Source organism: Caballeronia sp. LZ001 (genome assembly GCF_031450875.1).
Lineage (GTDB): Bacteria > Pseudomonadota > Gammaproteobacteria > Burkholderiales > Burkholderiaceae > Caballeronia.
Genome location: NZ_JARTVX010000004.1, coordinates 2,226,380 through 2,251,358, shown reverse-complemented (window position 1 = coordinate 2,251,358; position 24,979 = coordinate 2,226,380). Strand labels below are relative to the sequence as shown.

General features: G+C 54.5%; 25 protein-coding genes and 1 pseudogene. 12 read left to right on the top strand and 14 right to left on the bottom strand.

What is annotated here, in order from left to right; all coding sequences use genetic code 11:
- Nucleotides 1–8: 8 nt before the first annotated feature.
- Both P9292_RS21425 and P9292_RS21420 read left to right on the top strand, forming a co-directional pair.
- The gene (locus P9292_RS21425) at nt 9–1,295 is read left to right on the top strand and encodes a hypothetical protein (protein ID WP_309961145.1); all 1,287 of its coding nucleotides are present in this window, start codon (nt 9–11) and stop codon (nt 1,293–1,295) included.
- Nucleotides 1,295–2,392 carry a hypothetical protein gene (locus tag P9292_RS21420; RefSeq protein ID WP_309961143.1) on the top strand — a complete coding sequence of 366 codons (1,098 nt, stop codon included), beginning with the start codon at nt 1,295–1,297 and terminating at the stop codon, nt 2,390–2,392. Before P9292_RS21425 ends, P9292_RS21420 begins: the two co-directional genes overlap by 1 nt.
- A gap of 140 nt (nt 2,393–2,532) precedes the next feature.
- Here P9292_RS21420 and P9292_RS21415 read toward each other — a convergent pair whose 3' ends face one another.
- Both P9292_RS21415 and P9292_RS21410 read right to left on the bottom strand, forming a co-directional pair.
- Nucleotides 2,533–3,018 carry a hypothetical protein gene (locus P9292_RS21415; RefSeq protein ID WP_309961141.1) on the bottom strand — a complete coding sequence of 162 codons (486 nt, stop codon included), beginning with the start codon at nt 3,016–3,018 and terminating at the stop codon, nt 2,533–2,535.
- An 8-nt stretch (nt 3,019–3,026) separates the two neighbouring features.
- Nucleotides 3,027–4,151 carry a HigA family addiction module antitoxin gene (locus tag P9292_RS21410; RefSeq protein WP_309961139.1) on the bottom strand — a complete coding sequence of 375 codons (1,125 nt, stop codon included), beginning with the start codon at nt 4,149–4,151 and terminating at the stop codon, nt 3,027–3,029.
- A gap of 755 nt (nt 4,152–4,906) precedes the next feature.
- Between P9292_RS21410 and P9292_RS43230 the strand changes: the two genes are divergently transcribed.
- Nucleotides 4,907–5,170: a helix-turn-helix domain-containing protein gene (locus P9292_RS43230; RefSeq protein ID WP_409015400.1), complete on the top strand. Its 264-nt coding sequence runs from the start codon at nt 4,907–4,909 to the stop codon at nt 5,168–5,170.
- 392 nt (nt 5,171–5,562) lie between these two features.
- On the opposite strand, the gene P9292_RS21400 is transcribed toward P9292_RS43230, so the two are convergent.
- The 3 genes from P9292_RS21400 to P9292_RS21390 form a co-directional block, all read right to left on the bottom strand.
- Nucleotides 5,563–6,516 (bottom strand): IS5 family transposase, encoded by a 954-nt coding sequence (locus P9292_RS21400; protein ID WP_309961136.1) that lies wholly within the window; start codon nt 6,514–6,516, stop codon nt 5,563–5,565.
- Nucleotides 6,517–6,713: 197 nt separating this feature from the next.
- Nucleotides 6,714–7,049, bottom strand: coding sequence for a hypothetical protein (locus P9292_RS21395; RefSeq protein WP_309961135.1), 336 nt, complete (start codon nt 7,047–7,049; stop codon nt 6,714–6,716).
- Between the two features lie 92 nt (nt 7,050–7,141).
- The gene (locus P9292_RS21390) at nt 7,142–7,759 is read right to left on the bottom strand and encodes an MSMEG_1061 family FMN-dependent PPOX-type flavoprotein (RefSeq protein WP_309961132.1); all 618 of its coding nucleotides are present in this window, start codon (nt 7,757–7,759) and stop codon (nt 7,142–7,144) included.
- 434 nt (nt 7,760–8,193) lie between these two features.
- Between P9292_RS21390 and P9292_RS21385 the strand changes: the two genes are divergently transcribed.
- From P9292_RS21385 to P9292_RS21375, 3 genes are all read left to right on the top strand, one after another.
- Nucleotides 8,194–8,715 carry an AraC family transcriptional regulator gene (locus P9292_RS21385; protein WP_309961130.1) on the top strand — a complete coding sequence of 174 codons (522 nt, stop codon included), beginning with the start codon at nt 8,194–8,196 and terminating at the stop codon, nt 8,713–8,715.
- A 148-nt stretch (nt 8,716–8,863) separates the two neighbouring features.
- A complete protein-coding gene (locus P9292_RS21380) occupies nt 8,864–10,405 on the top strand; it encodes a diguanylate cyclase (RefSeq protein ID WP_309961128.1) in 1,542 nt (513 codons plus the stop codon).
- A 159-nt stretch (nt 10,406–10,564) separates the two neighbouring features.
- On the top strand, nt 10,565–12,442 hold the full coding sequence (locus P9292_RS21375) for a methyl-accepting chemotaxis protein (RefSeq protein ID WP_309961126.1): 1,878 nt from the start codon (nt 10,565–10,567) through the stop codon (nt 12,440–12,442).
- Nucleotides 12,443–12,951: 509 nt separating this feature from the next.
- Here the strand turns inward: P9292_RS21375 and P9292_RS21370 are convergent.
- A pseudogene (locus P9292_RS21370) lies at nt 12,952–13,301 on the bottom strand (IS256 family transposase); the annotation flags it as partial.
- 737 nt (nt 13,302–14,038) lie between these two features.
- On the opposite strand from P9292_RS21370, the gene P9292_RS21365 reads away from it, so the two are divergent.
- Complete coding sequence (locus P9292_RS21365) at nt 14,039–14,368, top strand: hypothetical protein (RefSeq protein ID WP_309961124.1); 330 nt, start codon at nt 14,039–14,041, stop codon at nt 14,366–14,368.
- A gap of 163 nt (nt 14,369–14,531) precedes the next feature.
- Nucleotides 14,532–15,263: an OmpW family outer membrane protein gene (locus P9292_RS21360; protein ID WP_309961122.1), complete on the top strand. Its 732-nt coding sequence runs from the start codon at nt 14,532–14,534 to the stop codon at nt 15,261–15,263.
- A gap of 1,062 nt (nt 15,264–16,325) precedes the next feature.
- On the opposite strand, the gene P9292_RS21355 is transcribed toward P9292_RS21360, so the two are convergent.
- From P9292_RS21355 to P9292_RS21345, 3 genes are all read right to left on the bottom strand, one after another.
- On the bottom strand, nt 16,326–16,541 hold the full coding sequence (locus P9292_RS21355) for a hypothetical protein (protein WP_250492048.1): 216 nt from the start codon (nt 16,539–16,541) through the stop codon (nt 16,326–16,328).
- A gap of 66 nt (nt 16,542–16,607) precedes the next feature.
- Nucleotides 16,608–16,787 carry a hypothetical protein gene (locus P9292_RS21350; RefSeq protein WP_250464033.1) on the bottom strand — a complete coding sequence of 60 codons (180 nt, stop codon included), beginning with the start codon at nt 16,785–16,787 and terminating at the stop codon, nt 16,608–16,610.
- 238 nt (nt 16,788–17,025) lie between these two features.
- Entirely contained in the window at nt 17,026–17,241 is a 216-nt protein-coding gene (locus tag P9292_RS21345; RefSeq protein ID WP_309853176.1) for a hypothetical protein, read from the bottom strand.
- Nucleotides 17,242–18,040: 799 nt separating this feature from the next.
- Here P9292_RS21345 and P9292_RS21340 point away from each other — a divergent pair.
- On the top strand, nt 18,041–18,388 hold the full coding sequence (locus tag P9292_RS21340; protein WP_309961120.1) for a hypothetical protein: 348 nt from the start codon (nt 18,041–18,043) through the stop codon (nt 18,386–18,388).
- Between the two features lie 293 nt (nt 18,389–18,681).
- Nucleotides 18,682–19,545 (top strand): DUF535 family protein, encoded by an 864-nt coding sequence (locus P9292_RS21335; protein WP_309964114.1) that lies wholly within the window; start codon nt 18,682–18,684, stop codon nt 19,543–19,545.
- A 799-nt stretch (nt 19,546–20,344) separates the two neighbouring features.
- On the opposite strand, the gene P9292_RS21330 is transcribed toward P9292_RS21335, so the two are convergent.
- From P9292_RS21330 to P9292_RS21320, 3 genes are all read right to left on the bottom strand, one after another.
- The gene (locus tag P9292_RS21330; protein WP_250464040.1) at nt 20,345–20,578 is read right to left on the bottom strand and encodes a hypothetical protein; all 234 of its coding nucleotides are present in this window, start codon (nt 20,576–20,578) and stop codon (nt 20,345–20,347) included.
- Between the two features lie 26 nt (nt 20,579–20,604).
- Nucleotides 20,605–21,444, bottom strand: coding sequence for a hypothetical protein (locus P9292_RS21325; RefSeq protein WP_309961118.1), 840 nt, complete (start codon nt 21,442–21,444; stop codon nt 20,605–20,607).
- A 347-nt stretch (nt 21,445–21,791) separates the two neighbouring features.
- Nucleotides 21,792–22,502 carry a helix-turn-helix domain-containing protein gene (locus P9292_RS21320; RefSeq protein WP_309961116.1) on the bottom strand — a complete coding sequence of 237 codons (711 nt, stop codon included), beginning with the start codon at nt 22,500–22,502 and terminating at the stop codon, nt 21,792–21,794.
- 94 nt (nt 22,503–22,596) lie between these two features.
- Between P9292_RS21320 and P9292_RS21315 the strand changes: the two genes are divergently transcribed.
- Nucleotides 22,597–23,010: a carph-isopro domain-containing protein gene (locus tag P9292_RS21315; protein ID WP_309961114.1), complete on the top strand. Its 414-nt coding sequence runs from the start codon at nt 22,597–22,599 to the stop codon at nt 23,008–23,010.
- 557 nt (nt 23,011–23,567) lie between these two features.
- Nucleotides 23,568–24,371, top strand: a complete 804-nt coding sequence (locus tag P9292_RS21310; protein ID WP_309961112.1) for a ParB/RepB/Spo0J family partition protein — start codon at nt 23,568–23,570, stop codon at nt 24,369–24,371.
- A gap of 100 nt (nt 24,372–24,471) precedes the next feature.
- Here the strand turns inward: P9292_RS21310 and P9292_RS21305 are convergent, their stop codons facing one another.
- A complete protein-coding gene (locus tag P9292_RS21305; RefSeq protein WP_309961110.1) occupies nt 24,472–24,741 on the bottom strand; it encodes a hypothetical protein in 270 nt (89 codons plus the stop codon).
- 45 nt (nt 24,742–24,786) lie between these two features.
- Nucleotides 24,787–24,972, bottom strand: a complete 186-nt coding sequence (locus tag P9292_RS21300; RefSeq protein WP_309961108.1) for a hypothetical protein — start codon at nt 24,970–24,972, stop codon at nt 24,787–24,789.
- Between the last annotated feature and the right edge of the window lie 7 nt (nt 24,973–24,979).

The following is a 24,979-nucleotide window of genomic DNA, read 5'->3' as shown; positions in this document are numbered from 1 at the left end:
GGGGACGCATGAATACAAAGAATCAAACGACTGCGGAGTTTGCCCATGACATCCAAACTGGCCTGGCGAGGCTAAGCGTACCGGAATATGAGCAGCTGCCAATTATTGGAATGGCTGCGTCATTGGCGCTGCATATCCGGGGACTGGGCGAAATCGACTATGTAGTGATGAAGCCGGTCGCTGACTACTATTTCGACATTCCGGCAATGGTCTTGCCGCAAGTCCTCTCCGTAATGGAGGAGGTTCGGCACGTCAATCTAGTGACCGAAGGGAAAACCATCAAGAAAGTCATTCCGATGGTACCGCACTTCACAACTGTGTATAAAGGCCTTGGCGACTATGTGGGGACGATTGCACTAACGGAGCACGAGCAACTCTCGGTCGCCATCCTGAATGAGCTCTCCCAAAAGGCCGAAAAGCGTGATGCACTGTTCACGCGACTCGGCGCGGACACGCGAGCATTCTCGCGTGTCGAATCGATTACTCAGGCTGGCGGACTTGTAGTACCAAAACGCGCCCGCGGGCACGACATCCTCGTGAGCCCCACGTACTTTGCCGATAACCTAGATGCACTGGCAAATCTCGCAGCGGCCGGTGGTGCGAAGAAGATAGAGAAAATCCTTGGCCTCATCAAAGCAACACAAGGGTGGCCGCTTTCTGTCATTCTGAAAACTGGGGAAGTGCACGGGACGAAGCTTGATCCGACTGAACTGGCTTTGCTTCAGAGTCTCATTGCTGACGGCATCCTTAAGCCGCCCACTATCAAGAATGGCACAACGGGAGCGCTGGAGCACTTTATTTTCACACCGAAGCCCGGCAAGGTGAGACTAGATGGCGCTAACCGCATGATCTTTGAACGTTCCATGGCTCTGGCAGCTGCCGTGCGGAAGGGGCAACTCCTACCGAACGTTTATCCTATCAAGTATCCGACTGCACTTTTGAGGAAGTTGCGGGACGAGAAGCAAATTGGAGCAACTACGGAGGCGGCTTTTCAATATCAAAATCTGGTATCCCTTTCAGTCGGTCGACTCGACAAGGTGTCAGGCAACCGTTACAGGCTATCTCTGATCGACACTCCCGAAAATATTCAGGCGGTCGACGGAGCTATTGCCCTCTTTTCGGGCAGTGCGGCATTCGAAGCAGGCTACTCGGATGACGCTCGGATCGCACTGCAGAAGGATGAGGCCTATATGCATTCAATTGTTGGTGCAGCGCAATTCCGCGCTATCAGACGCCCTGAGCTGGATGAGGCGGCGAAGGCCGAAGTAGAACAGCTGTTGTTGGACTTGCGATAATGAAAGACAGCGGACAAAAACAAAAAGCGATCCGATATTGCGTAGCGATGGGCGTTGTTCCTTATCTTGAAGCCGTTGTGCGCTATGACGCTGATGTCTCCGACGTAGTTTCGGATATCACAGATGTGGACGTTCTTGGCATAAAGGCTAGTGACGCTAATCGATCGCAACGCATCATCTTTGATTGCAAGACGCTGGCGAAAGTAAGCGGTATTAGCAGAGCACTATGGGCAGCGGGATTGAAGCAGTTCGTCGAGGCAGACGATGCGTTCGTTATCCTGAATAAAGCGGCGCCGGAAGGTCATCGTCTTGCGGCGGGAACACTGGGCGTCCGCCTTTTCTCCGAACCTCTCTTCGACCAATTCGCGGCATCTGCATCGAAAAACTATTTCGCTGAGTCCTCCTACCTTGAGAGTATGGAGGCTTGGGAAAAAGTCTTCGAAGCGCGCAAGTCGAATCCGCGGTTGGAGGAGCTGGTCAATTATCTAACTTCCGACGCTCCCCTTGAGAATAATCCAGCAGCAGGCTTTCGGAGTCTGCTTGCGAAGTTCAAGCGGGCGGGGGGCGAAATTGATCCATCGAAACCTGTCCACCGTGCCATTTTTGGCATGATGCTAAGCCAAGCTCTGGTGTTCCTTAGCGAGATGGCATGTGCTCTTCATTATGTTTTCGATGCCAATGGGAACTCAGCGCAGTACGAGAAAATGCTGCGTTATTACATTTGGGGTGGCAAGGAAGGCTACGAACTGCGTCAGAGGCTCACGGTCTCGCTCAAGGCGGCAAAAGGTATGGATGATTTGCCAAGCTTCGATCTTCCGAACTGGGGGGAATTCAAAGAGTTGATGCGAGCCTATCTTGACGCTCCGTTTTCTCTCAGTGCCGCTTGCTTGCCGATGAAAGAGCTTGCTTTCAGAGAGATAGCTACCAATGCTGCGAAGCAAGATCTTGAACTATCGCGGCGGCTCAAGGCAAACAATCGCATTCATCAGTTTTCTCTTGTACTAATCAATTATTTCGCCGGCTTGTCAATGCTGACTAGGGAGTGCGGAACTCGTTTCGCCAGAACGATCCCTGAAGTCGGTGCAATAGCACCATAAATTCGGACCGCCTCGCTCCGCTCAATTAGGCGGAGACCGAGAAAAACACAACTCCTGTGAAAATGAAGATGCTTGAGCGCTCCGAGCTTTCGCCGAACTAATGCTGGAACGTGGGCTCGGCCCAGGAGGACCGTTGCAACTCACGCAGCGTCTCCGGCGCCGTAGCCTGGCGAGTTTAGGCGCTCTTCTACGTCATACGTTAAATCCATCTCCTGTTGAATAGGTTCTTCTTCGGGATGTTTGCTGTTCCAGATCATTTCATCAATTTTCAGGTGCACCGCGTCCCCGACCATTTGTTGCCGGCGGTCGGTGAGAGACCAAAGCATTTGCGAGCGAGTTGCATCCTCCATGTCAACCCACAGTACCATTTGTCGGCCATCGTTATCCCTCTTGCGCAGCGCGTGGTTTGCGCGATAAGACAACCCTGTCTTGGGATCGACACGATACTCGGCGCGTGCTGCGTCGGCCAGCTGAGCGGAGAATAGCTCGCGCGCGGTCTTTGGCTTCGGAAGTGTGGCTCCTTGGCGAATCGCCCAGTCGGCGATTTGCTCCATATCAACGGCCTTTTCCCCGGTCTCTTGCTTGTACCGATGTATCAACGCTAGCAACCGCTCATTCTTCGTCATGCCATTCCTCAACTCAAGCCCACCGGTGCAACGTCACCCCATCCATCTACAACCGCACTGGGCAAAACGCGATCGCGGATCTTTGCGAGATGGGGACGAAAGAGGTCATACCTGCCCGTTTTGAATTGAATCTGTCCCGCGACGAGGGCCGGGTGTACGCCGAGTACCTTTGCAAGACCTAGAAAGTCGCGCTCAGGGAAAATAGGTGCTTTCCGCTTGATGAAACTATCGATGCGTGCCTTGGGCGCGCAGAACTCTGAAGCAGCCGTATTGGCTAACTTCTCTTCTTCGTCAATGACATTTCCATTCAGATCGACATCAAGCGACGGTTCCGTCTTGCCGTGGCCCAACAAGACGTGTTCGAGCTCGTGCCGAAGCACAAACCAGAAGTTATCCATGCGATCGAACCGCATTGTCATACCGATCACAGGTGACTGCTCGTCGAGCCAAAGACAAATTCCATCGATCTTCGACGACTTAAGCGCCTCTACCACGACAAATCGAATGCCACATTCGTTAAGAAAACGAGGCACGTGTCGCGCCTCTTCTGGAGCGCTCAGCAAAGCCCGAAGCTTGGGCAGCATGGCACGCGCGGAGGCCTCGCGATACCTAGGCACCAGCAGCTCCTTGGCTATATGCCGGACACGATACAGCCAGGCTAGTTGCGCTGCTGACGCCTGCTCGCCTGCGGACGTTCTCCTAGCAGCGTGAGGCGTCCGCGCGATCTGACTTGGATTTTGGCCGTCAAAGAATGTGTAAAGCGCCTGATCCACAGCTTCCAAGTCGCGTATGTCGTCTGCATTGATCCACTGCCGTTTGATTAACTCGGCTACAGGCAACTCAGCGAACACCTGAGCGCGTTCGGCACGCACTGGATTCGGAATTGTGACAATTCGCGCCTTGGCCAAATCAAGATTGCGCTGAAGCTCAAGAAACCGCTCTGCAGGTAGGCCGAATACTTCTTCCAGTGAGATGGCGACCTCAGGTGTGACAGCCTTCTTACTAGAAATCAACTTACTTACGCCGGTTTCCTCTACTTCAAGCACAGCGGCTAATACGCGATTGTTCCATCCGCGTTCGGTAAGCAACGCCTCAATGAGCTGGCCGGGAGTGCGATACTGAGTAGATTCCATTTGTTTGCGATGATACCCAAACTTGCACCAAATCGCAAACTTTTACGGTGTCTCGCGTGATAGTAGGTCGATTCGGTCGAGTGCGAGGGCGATGTACTTTAGGTTGGATGGCGAGGCGAATTGGCGGATAGAGGCAGGTCTGTGTCAGTCCGGCCGCTAATTGCTTGTGATTTGCTGTACGGTTCCTCGCCGCCGCTGGTAGCAGTCGATGTAGTCAGGGTCGAGCGTTTTGTTATTCGCGTCAGTCCTGACTACGGATGTCAAGAGGCCGCGCGGTAGACGCTCGTCTCAAAGGACTCTGTTTGACGCAATTTCGCGAGCAAGCTTAACGCGACTGTCCTTGCGATCCTGTCTGCCATCGGTACTTGCAGGCGAACAGGCGAAAAGATGAATTCGGCAGATCGACCGACTCGTGCCCTTGAAGGTGCGCGCGTTCTGGACATCATCCTCAATTCCTCGCAGCACTAATGTGCGGCATGTCCTTCGCTGCGCTTCGCAGATCGCCTACGAATGTCGGTGACCGTGCGGCGCACGCAGGCTGATCGGGCGGCAGTGCGTCCAAACAGCGGCGTATGGTCTTTGACGGGGTCGGCGGGGAAGCTGCAGGTCTATCGCAAACGTCACGGCGTGGAATGCGAGCGGTGATGACTCTCAGGACTGGTCTCACGTATTTGCTGTAGAAATTTGCAGCAAGGCGTTTTTCGGACTACGAGTGAGGAGGGGTTGAACGTTGGGCGCATGCAGCGTCACGTACGCTGGCCTCGTGCAGCGCCACGGGCAGTGAGTCGCCGCCGCTTCACTTCAGAGACTGGGCTCACGATCACTGTGCGGCGGCAAGTGAGCCTGTCGCCAGTGTTGCGTATCAGGTCGGATATGACAATGTGAGCGTGTTTATCGCAGTATTCCGGCGAACCTTCGGTATCACGCCGGGCCGCTATTTCGCGGCTGAGCTGGCTTCACTTGGAGCCACCCTCGAGTCTCCGAGTCTCCGCGGGGCGTGGACAAAAGCACCACCATGATCAACGGCTAAAGCCGCGACTCGAACTTCAGGCCGATCGCTGCGTCATCGGGAGTTGTGAATGGATCATGCATTCGAGGTCCGCACAAAGTGACCAATGACCAGAGACGAGACATCCTCGAGTCTAACGTGAAGATGTTTTTGAAATCGATTGACCGACGTCACGAAACGGTCGGTGCAGCCATCCGAGTTGCGAGGGCAACGGTGCACAGCGAGTCGCCTCGGCAGTGACGCGCAATTAGGGACGGTCTGCAGAACACGGTTTAAAATGCCTGTGCACCATGTAGACGTTGGAGCAGTTTTTTTATCCAGCTCGGTCCATCAATGACAGAGGCGATGGGCCCAATTGTGCCCTCAACGAGGGTGCGGGGCGAGTTCAACCTGCGGTGTCTTTTACGCTTTGCGCAGCGCCTTGCGCACCATCCATAAATTGCCCAACGCAAATAATGTGGTGATCTGTGCGGTGTTCTTCGCCAGCCCCCGGTATCGCGTCTTCAAATAACCAAACTGTCGCTTGATGATTCGGAACGGATGTTCGACCTTTGCACGAATCCCGGCCTTCAGTCGTTCTATCTTGTCGTATATCGCATCGAGAGGATTCTTCAAGTTCAATTTCCTTCGCTTGCTGGGCCGCATCGCAATATGCCATCGAGCCGAGCCCGTTTGCTTACGTTTTTCGATGCCTTGGTATCCAGCGTCAGCGTAAACATCCGTTTCTTCACCGTGCAATAGCGCAAGGGCCGCGTTGATGTCGTGCTCGTTAGCCGCCGTGCCGATGACCGTGTGAACGAGGCCTGATTCTGCGTCCACGCCTATATGCGCCTTCATGCCGAAGTACCAATTCCTGCCTTTCTGGGTCGACTGCATCTCCGGGTCACGTGTGCCCGACCCGTTCTTGGTCGAACTGGGCGCTGCGATCAACGTAGCATCGACAGCCGAACCGGCTTTAAGCATCAGTCCCTTTTCATTCAATATCTCATTGACGACCGCAAGAATCTGCGCAGCGATGCCATGCGCTTCGAGCAGGTGCCGAAACCGCAAGATAGTCGTTTCGTCTGGAACACGGGTCATCCCTCCATCGAAGCCTGCGAATTCGCGATACAGCGGGACATCATAGACGGCTTCTTCCATCGCTGGATCCGACAGACCAAACCATTGCTGGAGGAAGTGAATTTGCAACATCGTCGCTACCGGAAATGGCGGCCGACCGGTCTTCCCCTTCGGATAATGCGGCTCGATCAATGCAATCAGCCTCGACCATGGCACCACTCGTTTCATCTCGTCCAGAAACTCCCGCTTACGCGTGCGCTTGGTTGACAGGTCCAAGCCGAGATGAAGCTGCGTCATCGTGATGCCTCCAAGTCGCTTGTTTACTAATAGTATTCCTTATTGTAACCACAAGAAGGAGTTCTGCAGAGTCTCCTTAGCAGCATACGCCGCGAGTCGTGGCTTCCTCCGTGGTGCCCGAGTTGGCGCATCGAGCCGGCAGCACGAGCGCCGTTAGGCCTACATCAGAACCAGCTTGCAAGCGTCATGCATTGCGCTCAATTATTCCCTGCGCGGTGATAAACGCTCGCGCTAACTTGGCCTTTAATGTCGCTTTCGGGAAAGGCATTTTGCTCTGCGCGTTCGGTCAGACAACGCCGAGCTGCATGACGCAGCCGCTTTGCTGCGTTGAGCGCAGAGTCGTTGACCTGCGACCACTCCCAATCGGAATGCCACCAAGCGATGTGGCCGGCAGCACTCCTGACCGTCGGTGCGTCTACTACCGCCAAGACATCCAACGCGACCGATGCCCACCAGGCGGCGCTTTCGCCGTCCGCATTTGGATCAATGGCGTCCCGATAAACTCTTTTAATCTGCTCTAAGGTCATTTTCATGCCGTCTATTTATACTAATGCGCCGCGTTAAGACGTTCGGATACTGCAGGCACCATTTCTATAGTCCAATGTCCCTGCCCAAGCCTTGGCGCTCAATACAAGTTCTTGCGGACTGACTGGTAGTACGCATCGTCGATCGTGCGTACGATGTTCGCATCCTTTTCAGCCATTGCCGCTTTCATTTCTCCAGGCGACGGAACGCTCGAACGATCAAGTCGCGATGCGTCGCTCCAGAGCTTTGCTCGATTAATTGCTTTGCCGCAGTGAAACAGTACCCCGTCAATCGTCACGACAATTACCGTCTTGGGTGTTTTTGTGCCCTCGGCAAAGCGTCCTAGAACTGCTGGGTCACCTGTGATTGTGGCGCGTCCATTAATGCGCATGAATACCTCGAGACCGGGAAACAAGAACAACATGCCAACGCGGTCGTCTTCGGTCAAATTTCGCAACGACGCTATGCGGTTATTTCCCGGCCAGTCCGCAAAGGCGACGTGCTTTTCGTCGAGCGCGTGCACGAATCCGGGTTCGCCTCCGCGAGGTGACGCATCTAGACCTGCAGCATTGCCTGTAGCGAAACAAAAAAAACTCGCAACACGCAAGTAGGCAAGGTGGAAAGGTAGCAGGCGCGGCAATACGCCCTTTGTGATGAATTCGGATGGTTGATCATACAAGCGGGCGAGGTCGCTCGCGTCGAGCGCGGCAGATGACATGGTTCGGCTCCGGCAAGAGGATGCTCGAAGCATAATCCGATAAGCGTTGGCAGCGGTAGACTATAGGTGCCAACCGATAGCGCGAAGCCGCCATGCCTTCACTCAATCATCTGCAGAGCAAATTCGACCTCGTCCATACGTTGACGGGTGTGGATCCACCGTTGATCGCGCTAGCGGGGAAGCAGAGCGCTCCGCGCGAGTCAGGGGCCCATCAGCACCCTACGGGTCAATTGCTGGGCCTCTTTCAAGGCCTGCTGAGCGTTCGGACTCATAGCGGCGCTTGGGTACTTCCGACGACACGGGCCGCGTGGATCCCGCCATCAACCGTCCACGCCGCACGTTCGCACGGTCCGTTCTCGGGTTGGGCGGCATACGTGTCTGCGCACGCGTGCGCTGCACTGCCCAAAGAGCCGCGCGTTATCGAGATGACGGGCTTGCTGAAAGAGGCGATCGTGCGTGCGGCCGAGTGGGAGTACGCGCCTTTAGACAACCGACAGCGGCACATCGCCGCCGTGATCCTCGACGAGATCGCCGGCAGCCCCGCCGATGCTTTTAGCTTGCCGATGCCTAGCGACGCTCGGCTATTACGCATCGCGACCGCACTTGCCGATTCGCCCGCTGACACGCGATCGCTCGAAGACTGGTCCATCTGGGCGCATGCAGCACCACGTACGGTAAGTCGCCGCTTCGTTTCAGAGACTGGCATGACGTTCACCGCGTGGCGACAGCGAGCTAGGCTTGTGCGCGCACTCGAGTTGCTAGCGGCAGGAGAGCCAGTTACCAGTATTGCCCTGCAGCTCGGGTACGACAATGCGAGCGCATTTATCGCGTTATTCCGGCGGACGTTCGGCACGACGCCGGGCCGCTACTTCGGGGCCGAGCCCACTACGCTCGGGTGTGCGCCTGACTCTCTTGCAACTCTATCAAAGCCAGCGCCGAAATTAACACATCTATAGCTCTTGGCGGAAGGCGGCAACACGCCTTTCCTGCTGCGGAACCTATAGAAGATGGCGGATGTGCCGTTATACCTTTCGTGCTGTCGCGCCGTTCCGTGCATAGAGCAGAAAGCGCGGTGTCTCACGCTTGACCCATAGCATTTTGCAAATGAAGCGCCTTACAAATTTCTTGATAGTAGTGTCGACGTATGGCGCGCTTGCATGTTTAGGCATAGCCCTGACCCGGACGACATGGGGCGTCAGCAGTATATGGCCTGCAAATGGTCTGATTGTCGGCCTGTTTTATAACGGCCGTAATACCCACTGGAGCGACCTTGTCAGCGCTGTCGCCATCGGCGGCTTCATCGCCAATGCGGCGTTCCTGACTGATCGCACGGCGGTGCCGCTTTTCACATTCGGAAATGTTATTGAACTCGTGGTCCTTTGGATTTCGTTCACCGTTTCTCATGCCTCCGTATCAGCAGTCAAGAATCCGCGCAGTTTGTTTTGGTTTTTGACCTGCGCGGTGCTTTTTCCGGTAACAGTGTCGGCGGTCACGGTCGGGGTGGCCTCGCATCTCGCACTAGGGTGGCCTCCGCTGTCTGTCAGCCGCAGTTGGTTCGTCAGCGATGCGCTCGGTCTATTGCTTTTCATGCCGCTCGGCTATGTTTTCCGACGTGCGCAGCGTCAATTGTTCGTTGCAAGAAGGCGCCGAAGGTCATCAGAGAACGTCCTGAGGATGTGCCGACAAGGCGCATTTGCGCACGCAATCGTTTTAGTCGTGACCATCGCCGCATTTCAACAATCGCACTGGATACCAGCCTACTGGGTATTGCCCTCTGTGGTACTCGCCGTTCTTTACGCAGGCAGTTATGTGGCTGTAACGGGCACCTGCATCGCCACGGCGCTTGCGGTGACTTGCACCGTTGGACAACCGCTTCTTAGTCCGCTGGGCACATATACAGGTCCCGAGCAGGCCATTCTCGCAGTTCAGGGATTTGCTCTGGCATGCGTGCTTGCTTCATATCTGATGGCGTCTGTACTTTCTGACCGCCGTCAATATTTGACTCGGGTGCAAACGATCTGCCGTACGCAGCAGGACCTTGCAGAAAGGCTTCGCGCTGCGAATGACGAACTTGCAACGCTGGCGCTGCGAGATCCTCTAACTGAGCTTGCTAATCGTCGCTGTTTCGAAGCAGCATTGATAAATGTCCCACGTGCTAAGGGCGTAGCTGACAACAAGATCGCGATTCTGTTCATTGACGTCGACTGGTTCAAATGCTTCAACGATCGCTACGGACACGCATTCGGCGATGCGGTCTTGAGGGCGGTCGCGCTTGCCATCAGCGAGCCGTTGCCGGTCGGCTCGACGGCTGCGCGGATTGGCGGCGAGGAATTCGCGGTGTTGTGTTCGGTCGACAGCGTGCTCGCGGCGGAACAACTCGCGGAAACAGTGGTGCAGAGAGTTCGAAATCTTTCGATCACGCATGCCGATAGTGCATACGGTGTTGTAACGGTGAGCGCGGGTCTCATGCTATTCGAGCATACGCAAGTTGTCGAAGGAGTGCGCGTGCTGGACCTCGCTGACGCAGCAATGTATCGCGCCAAACATGCAGGGCGCAATCGTTGGGTCCGTCTATCGCACGACGAATCGACGCAATATAGCGGCGACCTCGTTACGAACGAGCCGAAGTTGTCCTGTGCGATATGACAACTATATGGACGACGATGGTGCTCAACGCTCAACTTTGTTAGCGAGAGAACCGTTACCCATAAAGCGGTGGATGCTTCGTTCGATGCAGGCATGTTGAGCAATCGGATGATCCCCAAACGGTCTGAAATCCCCTTTCCTTCTTTGCAGCGAAATAAAATGAAGCTTCTCAATCGTCTCACGGTCCGCCAAAAGCTTCTCGTAGCAATGGGCTTCGCCATCCTTTGTTTTGTGTTGGTCTCGACGGGGTTGAGTGTCGCCCTAACAGGCAACAGCATCAAGCAGCGGGCGGTGGCCGTCGAGTTGCCAGCCGCGCTGGGCGAAATTCGTAATGACGTGTTGCGGCAGATTGGCGCGCCGCTTGCGCTCGCGGATGGGATGGCCTCGAATACCTTCCTGCTGAACTGGGAAGCCAAAGGCTTGCCCGATGATGGCATTGGAGAGTGGAAGGCTTATGCGGAGGCGTTGAAGAAACAAGCAAATGCGTCGACGATTTCGTGGGTGTCTGCTAAAACGGGCAAATATCTGAACGAGACTGGCCTGTCCCGGACAGTTTCGCGAAGCGACGCCGGCGACCAATGGCTATATAAATTTCTTTCGAGTGGCAAGCCGTATGAGTTGGATCTCGACAAAGACAAGGCTTCGTCGCAATACAACCTCTTTATCAACTCTCGCTTCGACGCAGGCGGAAAAGTCGGCGTTGCGTCACTCGGACTGTCCATCAGCCAACTCGCGGATGCGATTCGCAACTACCGCATCGGAGAACACGGTTTTGTTTATCTTGTGCGCCCGGACGGCGCTTACGTTATTCATCGCGACACGACGCTCGCAGATGGTCATCACTTCCTGAAAGACCAACTTGGTTTTGGCGGGGAAACTGTGAAAGCGCTGCTTTCCGGGCAGAAATTCGCAATAACAAGCGTGGCCGGAGCAAATGGGCGGGAGTTCGTGGCTGCCTCATACATGCCTGAGCTCAACCTGTACGTGCTTGCTGAGGTGCCTGAAGCAGACGTATTGGGCAAGATTACACAAACATCGACAATTGCTGCCATCGTCGCTTCTCTGGTTGGCGGCGGCATTGGATTGCTAATCATCATGTTCGTGTGTCAGACGATTGTCGGTCCGCTCGGTCGCGCAGCGTTGATGCTGCGTGAAATTGCGAACGGCCAAGGTGATCTCACTCGGCGCATGAAAGTGGAAAGCTCAGACGAAGTAGGGGTGCTTGCTCAGTCTTTCAACCGTTTCGTGGAATCGTTGAACGGCATCATCGGAGAGGTACGCACCAGCACGCAGACGATCACTACAGTCTCGGGTGAAATCGCCTCCGGAAATTTGGACCTTTCCGCCCGCACTGAAGCCCAAGCGTCTAGCCTGCAAGAAACTGCGGCGGCAATGGAAGAACTCACAACAACTGTGCAACAGAATGCCATGAATGCGCGTGCGGCTAACGATCTGGTCGTCGCCGCCGTGGGGTGCGCGCAACGCGGCGGTGAAGTCGTCACTGATGTAGTGAACTCAATGGCTGCGATCAGCGAGTCTTCACGGCGGATCACGGAGATCATTGCGGTTATCGACGGCATTGCATTCCAGACCAATATCCTCGCGCTAAATGCGGCCGTCGAGGCTGCCCGCGCAGGCGAGCAAGGGCGCGGCTTCGCAGTCGTCGCGTCGGAGGTACGCTCGCTGGCACAACGCAGCGCTAGCGCCGCGAAGGAAATCAAGCATTTGATCGATGGGTCCGCCGAAAATGTCGATGAGGGCAGCCGTCAAGTTGCGATCGCTAAAGCATCAATGACAGAAATCGTAACTTCAGTTGAACGCGTGACCCAGATAATCAGCGAGATCGCGAATGCGAGTTCTGAGCAGAGTGTCGGTATCGGTCAGGTTAATCAGGCGGTGGTACAAATCGATCAAAATACACAGCGCAATGCAGCGCAGGTCGAGGAAGCGGCTGCAGCGGCCGGCGCGATGCAGGATCAGGCCGCCGCGCTGGCGCGCATTGTCGCAATGTTCAAGCTTGACGATCACGTGTGCTGATCGGCATCAGGTACTGGGCCCCGCGTGTCATGCGAAATACGTCCGCAGCGCTCAAAGATAACGGAGCGGATGCGATGCAAAGAAGGGCAAGCGAAATCTTTTTATTAGACGTGTATGCAAGCCTTTCCCTGATTTAGATGGCGCTTCGTCAAGCTCGCAAGCCGGCGACCGGGACCGCGGCCAATGCGACGGTATGGCTTAACGCCGGCCATCACATAATGTTTTGAATGCTCAGCGTTAATCGCTGGCATGAGCACATAGACGAAGAGTCGGACGGTCACCCGTCGCTTAACAAGTCCTATGCCTTTCACACTAAGCGTTCTCTGCGGCTACCGCCCGCGCATGTACTGACTCAGAAAAGCCAACGCTAAACGCTTCTTCGCATGCGGCCACATAGATAGTAGGGATCGTATATCAATCTCTTTTGAGATACTGGCGGTTCATCTGACTCGCGGCTCGAACGAGCTAACGTCAAGAGTGGTGTATGAGCAGCATCGTCACGGTCGATTTCAAGCGGCGAGTTTCTGCTGAACCGGTCGATCGCCTTGCACCGGTTCGCCGTCCTTGAAGGTGACGCCTTCGAGCAACAGCTTGATCTTTTCCGGTCCGTTGATGCGGCGCCAAGTTTTCTCCGCCTCCTCCATCAGCTTGTATGCCAGACCGAGGAAGGTAGGCCGCGACACGCAGTTACGCGTACGCGTCGTTCGATGATGTACCGTCGCGAACGTCGACTCAATCGCGTTGAAGAACGCCAACAGGCTCTCTCGCGATCCTTTTTCAGCGTCTCGGTTGCCCTCGGATATTTCGCCGAATGGATCGACACGAAACGGTCGAAAGCGGCGTACGCGTCGGCTCGTGTCACCAACCGGCGCTATCGAGTCATTCCCTCGATATTGCACAGTTTCATAGTCCGGAACAACGATGATTGCCGTTCCCGCCCGCGAGTGCCTCGACGCGCGCTTACAACTAAACCCAGGCACTCGTTATCAATCTGCTGACCTGCCGCGCTCTACATTACGGAACTTCTGAGGTACGTGTGCTTCTCGCGCGTCGCTTAGCCACGAGAGGCGGAGTGCCAGCACGCAGCTTCGACTCGTCATCCGCTGCGGAGCAAGCCGGGCGGTATTTGACGACGACTGAAGCGCTGATTTCAAACGACCGTCTCGCGTGAGGACGCGCGAAGTGTGCCCTGAAGGAGAGCCCTCTTACGCGCGGATGCGGCGCTGAACGCTACCCAGAAATGGCAGTGCTTTACGCATATAAAAGCCGAATAAACTAAAAAAGTTTGATATATCTTATAAATCGTTTACTTATCGTGAATTATTAGAACGAAAACGAATTTCGTTGGCAAAAGTGTCGCACGTTGTATCGCCGTGCGAACAATGCATCAGCAAAAAAACATGTCTAGGCAAGTAAACTTTGCCGATGCCTCATTTTTGGTGTTTAATTGTGTTGCGGCTTGGCTAGGCGGCACGAACGCGAGGATTGAGCCCTCCACGCGCCGCAGTTTGACGAGTGTATACATTGAAACGTACACAGCGATGCTGAGGTCACTCGCGCGCTCGCTACGCGTTAAAAGTACCGAACCGAGAGGAAATGATGCTTTGCAACATCGAGTGGGGCAGACACGCAATCGCTGTGGTAGTGAAGAGCAGGGTGTTCGTTGGTGTATTCCCGCGAGCAGTCAATGTTGGTTATGAAGATTCAGCCTTCCATATCCTGCACCTTGCAAACGGCGCGTCGCTGAAAGACATCTTCGCCTGTAAAGACTTAAAGTTCACTGGCGGAGAAAACGAGGTCAGCGAGTACCTTCTCGAATTCGTCTCGCAGGCTAGGCAGACAGTAGGATCGATTCACGTTCCATCAACTCATCCAAGATTTGTAAGCACGATCGCGAGAGGAGGCTGGCATATAACATCCGGGTAAATTTGCGGTAAGGCTTCGGACAGTGCGCTTCATCTTGCGTCGTCTACCATAATCGTTCTGTCCGGTAGTGCTTACACCATTAATCGACTTATGCGTTATCAATCGGGATCGCGCCAAACACCCTATATTGCGAATCCGTCATCCTGCACTAACGAAAATAAACATGAGATTTTTTCTGAGCGCCATACTCTTACTTATTTCCACAAATGCGCTGTCGAAACTGGCTGATCCGACATATGTCTTGGTAGGAGGCGAGACGGCGATTTTCCACGCCAGGAGCGGTCCGATCTTAATCAGTGAGAGCGGAATTCTCCATGATTCCCCCGGAACGGGAATCAGCATCAAGGATGCAAGTGCCGCGAATCTCACCATCGGCCATTTCCTCACGAACAACATTTCGGTTGAGGCTGAGGTCGGCTCACCATATGACTATGCGATTTACGGAAAGCTTGAGGAATTTGCAAATCGCGACTTGGCGCATGGATCGCTTATTCGTGGAACCGTTCAAGCCAAGTATTTCTTTGATATTCCGAATACGACGATTCGCCCTTTCCTAGGCGGCGGGGTCGCGCTCCAGTTCGAAAATGGTGTCCACCTGAGTAATGACGTTTCTGACTGGCAGCCCCACGTTGTTCAGATGAACATGAGAACTCCATTGGCGGCGCCATTGGTGACTGCTGGCGTGTCTTTCCACTTCAATCAACACTTGTTTGGAGTGTTCTCACTTTCTGCCAGTCCACTTCAGTCGCGGATAAGCTACCGCCATCACATGGAAGAAGACACTTATGTCGTCGACGGCCATAAGCGCGTGTATCCAGCAAGAGAATTGTACGGCAATGCTGTCTTGCCACTAAATCCGGTAACTGCAAGCCTGAACATCGGATACCGGTTCTAATGACCTGACTGTTCGCATGCAATCCTCGGCCTCACGTCGATTGTGCGAAGCGGGTGTGCCCAGAGAGCACGGCAAGTGCGAATACTATCGAAGTCCCGTTCTCACGTCTGAAAGCCACCGCAACTTAGCTGGCCGTATGGAAAAGCACCAAATTGCTCCAGTTCGAGCCAATGCAGCATGCAGAGAGATTTTTTGGGAAGGAGGCTCGCGTTGCCCTTGCAATGGTTCAGTTAATTAGGCCCGCGAGTTGCTTGTATGAAGAATCTCGGACGGAGGTCGCCATGCACAAGATCGGCGGTTACATCGTGGAATGCTTGGTAGAAGAATATCGGGACGGATGGAGAGCTATTCTGCGGCTATTCCGCCATTGGCCGACATCACACCGTCGCGAGGCGGCAGTGCAATACTCTGTCCCTGCGTTATTCCCGGCTAAGTCAGCTGCCGAACGTGCTGCGTTTCTTTGGGCTCGCCGGCTGAATCGATACTAACCGAGACAACATTGAGCTCGCGCTGGCGGACGCGGAGTTGGATGGCGAGTTGGCAACCCACCGGTAACTTGCATAGACGCCTCATCTGTCCTCAGATTCGGTGAGGCGGAGAAGTAACTCGTTTAGCACGGCGACTTCGCTTTGTATAAGCGAACCTCGGGCAAGCAAGTCTACGATGCGACGCCGCCAGTACGCGGGCGGCAAAACTTGATTTGGCGAGCGCAGGACAATGGCCACGGCGACCTGAAGGTGTGCTAGCTCGCCATCATTCATGTTAATGACACGCGCGTCGAAGGGAGGGCCGGAATGTGAAGTCACACCATGATATCGGCATGGGTGTGCTTTTCTTAAAGATTCGCTTACAAATAAATTCGTCTTGTAAGCGTATTGCCTAACCGACGAGCCGGTCAGCCGATGGCGAACCTTACAGCGTCGTTCAACCTTCGAGTGGCGTCGTCATCGCGGCTGCGATAGCCTAAGTGTTCCTAGCTGCTCGCGACGGTCGGCTGCGACTGAAAGCGACGGCCGCGGACGATTTCGTTTCAATCTCAGCGCGATACATCACGGAGGGCACTTATCGGTCGAGCACTTCAGCCACCTCAACTGTGGTGCTGACGACTAAACCTGCGATCTGATCAAGAAACATGCGTATTTCCGGAGTGAGTCCCGCCTCTTTCAGTTGCTCGGAAAAATCGTCCGCACGTGCCGAAATATCAGCAAGTCCAACTTGGTATGACCGGATCGCCTTAAACATCTGAACCTTCGTCCAGGCGACATCGTCGTCTTTCATAATTCCGCCATTTTGTATAAAAGCGTTGTAATCAAAACAAAAGCCGAATCATAGCTTCACGCCCAATCACAGGCCCAGGCTTATTTTCGCGGCATGATTTGCCTCAGCCACCGCGCGAATCGTCTCAACGACGAAGACATGTGCCTCAAGATCGAGTCCACGGGAGTTGGCCACTTCGAGCATGGCGTCGGCTTGCTGCGAGATCTCTGACAGTCCGGCCTGAAGCGCCTGGATTGCGTCGAGCATCTGAAGTTTCGTGAACGGTATTATTTCATCGAACATCTCTTTTTCCCTGTCGGCCACAAGTCGTCAATGACAAAAAAAGAGACACCACAGGTCCTGCCGCGCTACCTCTTTAAGCTCCTACTTACATCATGGACGGAAGTTCGTCAAATTACTATTGCGTTCTCTCATGCGGGGTCCACTGCTCGACAGGGAAAAGGCAGCTCCAATCGATGCCGACTAGCCTCGGCTCAAGCCTGTGTCAGGGCCACAGGCTGTGAACCGCAGTCATCCGAGCTCTGTTAATTGTTGCTTCGATGCTGAACACAGCATGGCGGGACTCGGCGTTTATCAGATGCTTGCGCCCAGCTAGGGCCAGCACTTCGACGTTATCCGAAACCTCGTCCAAAGCGGTTTGAAGTGTCTGAAGTGCCTCGAAGAGCTGCACCTTGGTGAAGGGAACTTCGTCGTCGACCATCTATCTCTCCAAAAAGCGTAGGGCGTTAGGAAGTACCACGTATTGGTTCGCCGTTATCAGTCATCGAGGACGTCACGTTGCGGGATGCGCTGCTGCGACGCGGTCGAGCATGTCCTGAGGCTGTCTAAAGCCCAAAGTGGGCCGACAAAATGCCGGTGATTCCGATGTTTCTGCCGTGGCAATGCACAGGACATCTCGATAAAGATTGAGATTAAATGACTATTCCGAATCCGACGACTCGGTAAAGGAGCTGTTTTGGCTTCTGTTCGTGCAATCGCCACACCACACGACGTGCTGTGCCAGTCTGGGGCGCTCAGCACTACTAGATTGACCCGGATTTCGGCAACAATCAGCCAGGCGTACGAAAGCCGATCGACGCAACTCTCATTGTCTCCCGCACTTGAATATCGAAATACTCCAATTGAGCGCGCAGGATGATAGCGGCGATGGTCATGGGGCGCTCCACGACCGTCACGCGGACATTGAGAAGCTTCGGCGGAGCAATCAGCGCGCCGGCGCCCAAATGGACGCGGCTGGTGCGCCGGTTTAAGTAGAAGGTCTTTCAAGCACCGTTCACATCATTTCCCATAGCCGACTAAACCGTTCACGTCGATTTCAACGCGCTTCGATATCCTAGACAACGTTATCCCTCTGTCGAATGCGCCAAGCGCTGGCAGGCATCTGAAACGATCTCTCGATTCAACATAATTCGTTCAGACTTTGGCCTCGAACTTTGGTACCCGTCTGATTCCATCGCTAACGAGCCAACGCTACTCTCTCTTTTCTCGCGAACACATGAATGAAGGGGTCGAAATTGAAGGCTATGAAAAAAGTCGGCGAAGTGATGGTCTTGGTGTCTTGCATCGGCGCTGCTTGCTTATCCTACAGCGCGGCAGATGCAGCTGTAGTTTCCAACGTCTCAAATGGACGATCGTATGCGGAACACTTACCGGCAAAGAGCCGGTTGAAGCGAGGCTCCAAAGAGGGTAAGAAAAAACGCAAGCACCATCGCTCTAAGTCATTCGAGCAACAAAGTTGGTTGATGAACCCGAGCAACCGCACGGGGAAGGCCCTTCGCCGTGACAAGACACATGAACACGCTCGCTCCCAGCGTCGCGATGCTGGCGTGGAATTGACCTCCTACTGACTTTGAAGAAACAGCAAGCCTAAATTGACGCCCGCACCTTCACGTGAGGGAATTGTCGCCGCGATTACTAAAGGGATTTTGGGCTTAATCTTCTTTACCGTCTTTCGAAGCGAGGCTCATGCGAACGGTCGACATTAATTCAGGGGTGTCGCCAAGTCTCACCCGAGTGCACGTTTTAAACAAAGAAATTGAAAGAATATAAACAGAAATGGATCCCGAAGCTAGCATCGATAAATCGAACTCGTTCGCGGTTTGTTGCGGAGTGCGCCTTGCATGTGTATCCGGGCAAGACCATGTACGCGCGCTGGCGTAGATTCCGATTTGTTACCCGAACTCTAATTTGCTACAAGACGACTATTTGTTGGTTAGACGCTTGCTTATCGTCAAAAACTCCAGGGCTAGTGAGCCGAGCGCCGCAATGCTTTGAGCGTATTCACCGTCCGTTCCTGCACAATGCGCTCCAGCCAGACGACATTCTCCGAGTGAGTTTGGAGCATCAACGTTTCGCATGCAAACTGCTTCCTTCGATAGCAGGCGAAATTGCTAAGTCAGGCGTCGCGGTTGTCGCAACCTTCTCAGTAGGTGAAGAAAGCTGGCAGGTCGTAATTGAAGTGCTAGAGCAATTTAAGAGGGAGGGAGATTGGACGCTATCCATCAAAGACGCAGAAGGCTATTCCGTCGTTTCATGCTCGTTTTCAATAGCCAGCTTAGGAGGACGAATTTTTCGTCCAAGGTTGATGATAGGAAGTGTGCAAGGTCCGGCACAGGGGAGGAACGGGCAAGAACTATTCCGGTCGTTGACTCACAAATGGCATGGATGGCGACCGAAGCAACTGGCTGTTCGCCTGATTCAGGAGATTGCTCATGAGATTAACGCGCGTAACGTTTTGATTGTATCGAACGATTCCCACGTTTATGCGAGCTGGCGCTATCCGTCGTTCAGGTACCGCATCGCTGCGGACTATCAAACCTTAGCGATCGAATGCGGTGCGAAGCGACAGTGGCGAGGATGGCTCATCTTGGGTTGCGCAAAAACGCCGAGAAAAGGGCGAGACGATGAGGAATTCGTCACGCGCCGAGGCCGACGCACGGCACTTTTGAGGCAACTGACAGAGCAGATTCGATGCTCAATCGGCTTGACGGAATCCAGCAACTGATTGGTACCGCCTGGCTAAGGTTTGCACCGGAGGAGCGGACTGCAACCACATTATAAGTGGCAAGTTGGCTGCAATGTCCCTGAAGCGTGGGCAGGACGCCTTCGCCTTCATGCTCTGTAATCGATATTTTCCTGCAGCCGGAGAGGGCGGAAAGTTTGCTGATGTTCAACTCGCTTTATCAAATGTCCCAACGAATATTCGCTGGACCCTTTATACGAACGGCCATCATGCTCGCGATATTGTCGGTTAGCGTTGCAACGGCAGTAGGTATATCGCTGAATGATAGATTAGCGAGGCATCGGGCAGTCATGTTTGTCGTGTCCATTGCTCTCAGTGACTTCCGTGAAACACGGCACGGCGCCGTTCGCGTTTTCAATTATGCACCAAACGAAACGGAGCAGACTCTGTCTTCCTCCATTCAAAGATGGCTGAATGAAGGCGATAAGACTAACCTACGACTTGTGTATCCGGACCAGGAGACCATCTTCGCGGCTTACTGGGCAGCGACGCAAATGTCAGCGACTTCCCCGTGCTTCTCTAGAATTGAAAGCGAGGGTTGTCAAAAGGAACTGGGGTATTGGCTCGCGCGTGTACGGACCGGAGATCCTAGGTTTATCGCAGCTTACGAGCAATCTTATGTCCGACTCGGCTTGCCACCTTTAGTGCGGCAAAGCGACTGAAATCTTTTATAGGCGCCGATAAGGTAGATAGGGAGGTGGAAGCGGTACGCCTCGTTCGAATGCGGCGAGCGATCGTCTGCATCGCGCCATGGATTGGTTCAGATTCGCCAGGCGTCATATCATGCCGCAGCTCGCGCACGCGCCTTCTTTGACATGGAATCCAAATAGTCCGCAACAGCCTCGTACGATGCAAACCGCTTAGAGCCCTCCGTGTAAGTTGCGATCGGGAAGGTTTCAGCGCTGACTTGGTTGCGGATAGTGCCCTCCGACATCGCGAGTAGCGTTGCCAACTGATTCATCGTGAGGCGAACACCGTATTTTTCCAAAATGAAGGCGCGGGTTAGAAGAGTCATCGTTTCGTCTCTGTTGTTCACGAAGGTTAAACCTTGATGAAACGATTATCATCGCTCAGTGTGTAGATGGTGTATGGGTCTAAGCCGTCCTCTCCAATGTATCCGACCTTCATGAGGTAACGCCTTTCCATGAAATCCCAATACCAAATGCTGATTTGACCAAGCTTGCCAGCGCTTGCTTTGCCTTGAAAGCCGGTGATCGCAGTTCCATGATCGTCTACAGCAGCGACTCCACCATCGCCAGCGACAGCTGTTCCGCAGCGACCCGCCACGGACGTGCCGAGAAAGCCGGTGGTTGCTACTCCGCGAGCTCCAACTAACGCAACGCCACGATTTCCCGCGACAGCGGTTCCGTTATCTCCAGCGGATGCTGTGCCAAGCGCGCCAACGATAGCGGACTTGCCATTGCCGACGGTGCGATGCTCACCAATCACGGGAAGCTCGCGAGCGCGGGGCTCATGCGTAATGAGATATTCAGCAGCCTTCTTGCGCGGGCCAATAAAAAGCACCTTACCGCGCGGAAACTTGCAGATACCGTGGAATTCGATGATGTCGCTCGTATCCGCCTCGACAACGAGCCACTTCGCTGTCGGCTCGATACATCCGCCAAGGGCATACTCGCCATGACCGTAGAGCCAACCACGAAGACCGCCAAAGCGAAGGTTCGGCTCCCAGATGGAAGCTTCTGCCGTTTCGCCAACACTCGGCCATGTGTAGCCAAATTCGGTCGACCTGTCAGCGCCAGATGTGCAGAGCACGAGCGATTTGTCCGAATGAAACGGTTTCGGTGGATCGTCTTTGAACGGAAAGCCGAGAAGCGTAGCGGCTTTGGGGAACGGCAATAGTGCTAAAGCTGCCTCAATCATATGTATTCCACTTAGTAGACCTAGGTTTTGTGCCATCGTAGACATTTAAGGGCGCCGTGTTTGATCAACTGGGCCTGCATGGCCCATGCGATGTCCGCCACGCATATCAATATCGGTGACCTAATCCTGATGGGTGTGCGCGATATTCCTACCGCCGCAGGCTGTTGATCAATTGCGGTTGAGGTGCTGGCTAAGCACATGCGAACGATACATATGAAGATATTAGGAGAGGCTAACTTAAAAGTCAATAGCGAGGAGAAGCGCGTGGCGCTATCGTCGAACAGGGAAGAGGACTAACGGGCGAGTTGCAAGGAGAAGATAACGCGGAGCCCGCTGCCTTAGTGCGGTTAGAGAAAGTTGTCGTTCCAGAGCGCGCGGCCAACGAGCATTGTTCGATCGTCAGGCGGAAGAATTTTGTCTGGATGTGCAGCCTTGTCAGGATTGTCGCTGCGCATAATCCAAGTCTGTGCGCCTATTGCGGCGTGGTAATCCCAAATCAACCGCTTTAGAACAAGCCCCCCTTCGGGTATGCACATGGCAAAGACTTTTCCGTCTTTAGGCGTTACATCAGCCGTGTTGATTAAGACTGAGCAACCGTCATGCAAAGTCGGCCACATGCTGCACCCGACAGCACTGATTATTCGTGCCGTTACCTCGGTGACGCCGAGGGCTCTCAAAGTTGAGCGCCTGAAAACGAAATTGCCCTGCACGTCGGCATGCTCATTAAGCCGCCCATCCCCGCAGGCTGCGGAAATATCTAGTTGCGCAATTAGCGCGAAATCATCGTGCGGCAGATGATCGTGAGGTCGGAGTTGCGCGTTCGAATCGGCCTGTATGTGCGCGGGCTGGCCCTTCATTGGCCCCTTGCCAGTAGCCAGCCACTCTTGCGAAACCTTCAGCGCCCGTGCTGCTGAGAGCAGGTTTTCGCCACGAAGAAATTTTGACTTTCCACTAAGCCATCCATGGACGCTGGGCGGCCGAACACCACAGGCACGCGCAAGCTCTGCTTGGCTAATGCCTTCGGCCTTCATTGCAAGAAGTAGTCTTTCAGAGAGCATTAGTTAATCCTAACACTTTAACGCAAAGGAGAAGCTATTGACAATGACTTTAGCTAGTCCTAACATGGTGTGGTTTTGCACTGTTTTTTGAGATATGAGACCTTCCGCACTCATCGATTCTTTGGGCGGCACGACAGCTGTGGCGCGGCTGTTGGGCATAACCGCGCCTTCCGTTCATGCGTGGCGCAAAGGCGGCATCCCAGACGACAAATTGATTCGTCTTGCACCTTTGGCGGAGAAACGCGGGATTTGCCGTCGCCGCGATCTGCGACCCGCTGACTGGCATCTGATCTGGCCGGAACTCGCTCAAAAGCAGGCCGCATTCGTGAAAGGACGATTCCGATTTCGGCGCGAAAGATCGAGCGTTAGGGATCGGCCGTGCCCACTGCGTCCGACGCCATCCGCAGCGGTTCGACGAAAAGCAAGCGCCTTGCCTCCACTTGCGACCTCAGGGTCCCTCTTTTCACAACGTCGCATCCGGCGAAACAAAAATAGCCGCGGAGTTTAAAGCATTCGCTAGGACCCGACAGTCACGGCTTTGATGCTTACGCGGACTATCGCTGGGAAAGAGGTTCCCAGCATTTGACAAGCGGCGGCGGTTGGTTCGGTCAATCAAGGGGATGAAGCCGGAAGGCGCCATGTTTTGCGTACCATAAGGAGAAGCAAGAATGCTTACTGAGCGGCATCATCGAATGCTTAAGAATGCGACTAGCGAAACACTTGAGGCAATTGTCGAGCAAGTAAAAACCGAATGTCCTGGAGCCTTTCATGTTGAGACCGGCGAGAACGAGACACTCTCACAGCGGCGCTTTGTCTATGAGCCCGCAATGCCATTACCAATGGCAGCTTTCACCGTCGCGCGGAACAGAGCCGCAGACGCCATACCGTCAGCTCCGCAGGAAGCCCCGCAGCAGCAGACGAATCAGTAACTGAAAAGGCGCGATTGACGGGTGTTCGTTTTGCGGTTAGTACGACTACGAAAAATGCGATACGCCGGATTGCATTACGGCAGCAAACCCCTGCGCTCATGGATCGATTGAGACGCGAAATTGATGAGCATGAACTATGGCAAAGAACTCAATTGACGCTTATGGCGCATCGGGAAAGACGAACCTGCTCTTCTTCGATCCTGACAAGCTGGTGTTGGTGACGGACCTGAATTCGCCGCTTTATGATCCACGCGTTGACCTCCCGGTCAACGAGGATCTTGCTCGAAACATCGACTTTCAAGGCGTCTTGCAACCTATCTCGGTTGTGAAAAACACCGAGACCGGAGAGACCGAGGTTGCGGTTGGTCGGCAACGTACCAAAGCGGCCCAGTTGGTCAACGAGTGGCGGCGAGCACGTGGCGAGACGCCTATTCAGATCCCGGCGCAGGTGTATCGAGGCGACAGACGCACGACGCTGACTGCAATCATCGGCGAGAACGAACTTCGTGAGGCGGACACGCCGCTCAGCCGTGCTGAGAAGATGAGGCGCGTAATGGCGCTCGGCTACAGCGAAGCCGAAGTCGGCACGATCTTCGGGTGCGGCATAGGCACTGTTCGCGCCACCATCGCGCTGCTCGACTGCTGTGCCGACGTCCGCAAGGCGGTAGAGAGCTTGCGCATCAATGTCACGCACGCGCGCCAACTTTCGAAGCTTCCACCGGACCAGCAACGAGAAAATGTTCAGAAATTGGTTGCAGCGGGGCAGCATGTCGTTGGCCACGCACGCGCTCGCGCGCAACGTGCAGTAATCGGCGCTGCGAAGCCAAAGCTGCGCGGTCGAAAGGAGATCACGCGCGAGCTCGAAAAGTCGTCGGGAGATCGCGCAGCCGCGCTGCGCTGGGTGTTGGGAATGGAGCACAACGGTGAGGGAGGAGCATGACGGGCTCGATTTTCTCGTCCGCAGCTTCTGGGGAACTACGCGCTCTCAGTCTTTTAGCGAGACCCGTTCTCACGCCTAAACGGCAGCTCGGATCGTTTGGTCAGCTTAACTTGCGTGGACGCTGGGCAGCACATCCCGCTAGTTCTGCACCCGAACTCTTTTCTGACGGCGTCACGCTGAGCCGCTTAATTAACGCTAGTGGCAGCGCTTCACTTGCGCGTTTAAAGAAATGCGCATCTGCTTTCGTCATCTCACGGACTTCGCCCTTGCTGTCGGTTAAGGGGACTAAAATTGGAACTTCGTATGTATCGACAGTGAGTTTCTCACCGCGCGGCGACTTTTTCTTACGATTGCCGTTGTCGCGTCCCACGTCAACCGCCGGGCAGTGCTTGCGGCAAGCGCGTTATTCTTCCAATTATGCGGCTGCCGGTGTCTTCGTGCCGATGCGCTCGTCAACTTCAGCGTGGCTGAGGCCTGCTTCGCGCCACGTAGCCAGGATCTCATCAAGCAGCGCGTACTCTTCGCTATTCAGTCTGTTGTACTCCGCGCGCACGGCCACGTCAGCCAGTGCGCGTTCTCGCAATTCTTTATACGTTGCCATTCCGGCT

Coding starts and splice junctions, on each gene's coding strand:
- P9292_RS21345 (WP_309853176.1), bottom strand. CDS start 17,241: ATGGTCGACGACGAAGTTCCCTTCACCAAGGTGCAGCTCTTCGAGGCA.
- P9292_RS21360 (WP_309961122.1), top strand. CDS start 14,532: ATGAGATTTTTTCTGAGCGCCATACTCTTACTTATTTCCACAAATGCG.
- P9292_RS21395 (WP_309961135.1), bottom strand. CDS start 7,049: ATGAAAATGACCTTAGAGCAGATTAAAAGAGTTTATCGGGACGCCATT.
- P9292_RS21390 (WP_309961132.1), bottom strand. CDS start 7,759: ATGTCATCTGCCGCGCTCGACGCGAGCGACCTCGCCCGCTTGTATGAT.
- P9292_RS21400 (WP_309961136.1), bottom strand. CDS start 6,516: ATGACGCAGCTTCATCTCGGCTTGGACCTGTCAACCAAGCGCACGCGT.
- P9292_RS21325 (WP_309961118.1), bottom strand. CDS start 21,444: ATGATTGAGGCAGCTTTAGCACTATTGCCGTTCCCCAAAGCCGCTACG.
- P9292_RS21320 (WP_309961116.1), bottom strand. CDS start 22,502: ATGCTCTCTGAAAGACTACTTCTTGCAATGAAGGCCGAAGGCATTAGC.
- P9292_RS21380 (WP_309961128.1), top strand. CDS start 8,864: ATGAAGCGCCTTACAAATTTCTTGATAGTAGTGTCGACGTATGGCGCG.
- P9292_RS21300 (WP_309961108.1), bottom strand. CDS start 24,972: ATGGCAACGTATAAAGAATTGCGAGAACGCGCACTGGCTGACGTGGCC.
- P9292_RS21330 (WP_250464040.1), bottom strand. CDS start 20,578: ATGACTCTTCTAACCCGCGCCTTCATTTTGGAAAAATACGGTGTTCGC.
- P9292_RS21310 (WP_309961112.1), top strand. CDS start 23,568: ATGGCAAAGAACTCAATTGACGCTTATGGCGCATCGGGAAAGACGAAC.
- P9292_RS21425 (WP_309961145.1), top strand. CDS start 9: ATGAATACAAAGAATCAAACGACTGCGGAGTTTGCCCATGACATCCAA.
- P9292_RS21375 (WP_309961126.1), top strand. CDS start 10,565: ATGAAGCTTCTCAATCGTCTCACGGTCCGCCAAAAGCTTCTCGTAGCA.
- P9292_RS21415 (WP_309961141.1), bottom strand. CDS start 3,018: ATGACGAAGAATGAGCGGTTGCTAGCGTTGATACATCGGTACAAGCAA.
- P9292_RS21420 (WP_309961143.1), top strand. CDS start 1,295: ATGAAAGACAGCGGACAAAAACAAAAAGCGATCCGATATTGCGTAGCG.
- P9292_RS21355 (WP_250492048.1), bottom strand. CDS start 16,541: ATGAAAGACGACGATGTCGCCTGGACGAAGGTTCAGATGTTTAAGGCG.
- P9292_RS21350 (WP_250464033.1), bottom strand. CDS start 16,787: ATGCTCGACGCAATCCAGGCGCTTCAGGCCGGACTGTCAGAGATCTCG.
- P9292_RS21340 (WP_309961120.1), top strand. CDS start 18,041: ATGAAGGGGTCGAAATTGAAGGCTATGAAAAAAGTCGGCGAAGTGATG.
- P9292_RS21365 (WP_309961124.1), top strand. CDS start 14,039: ATGATGCTTTGCAACATCGAGTGGGGCAGACACGCAATCGCTGTGGTA.
- P9292_RS21335 (WP_309964114.1), top strand. CDS start 18,682: ATGTACGCGCGCTGGCGTAGATTCCGATTTGTTACCCGAACTCTAATT.
- P9292_RS21315 (WP_309961114.1), top strand. CDS start 22,597: ATGAGACCTTCCGCACTCATCGATTCTTTGGGCGGCACGACAGCTGTG.
- P9292_RS21410 (WP_309961139.1), bottom strand. CDS start 4,151: ATGGAATCTACTCAGTATCGCACTCCCGGCCAGCTCATTGAGGCGTTG.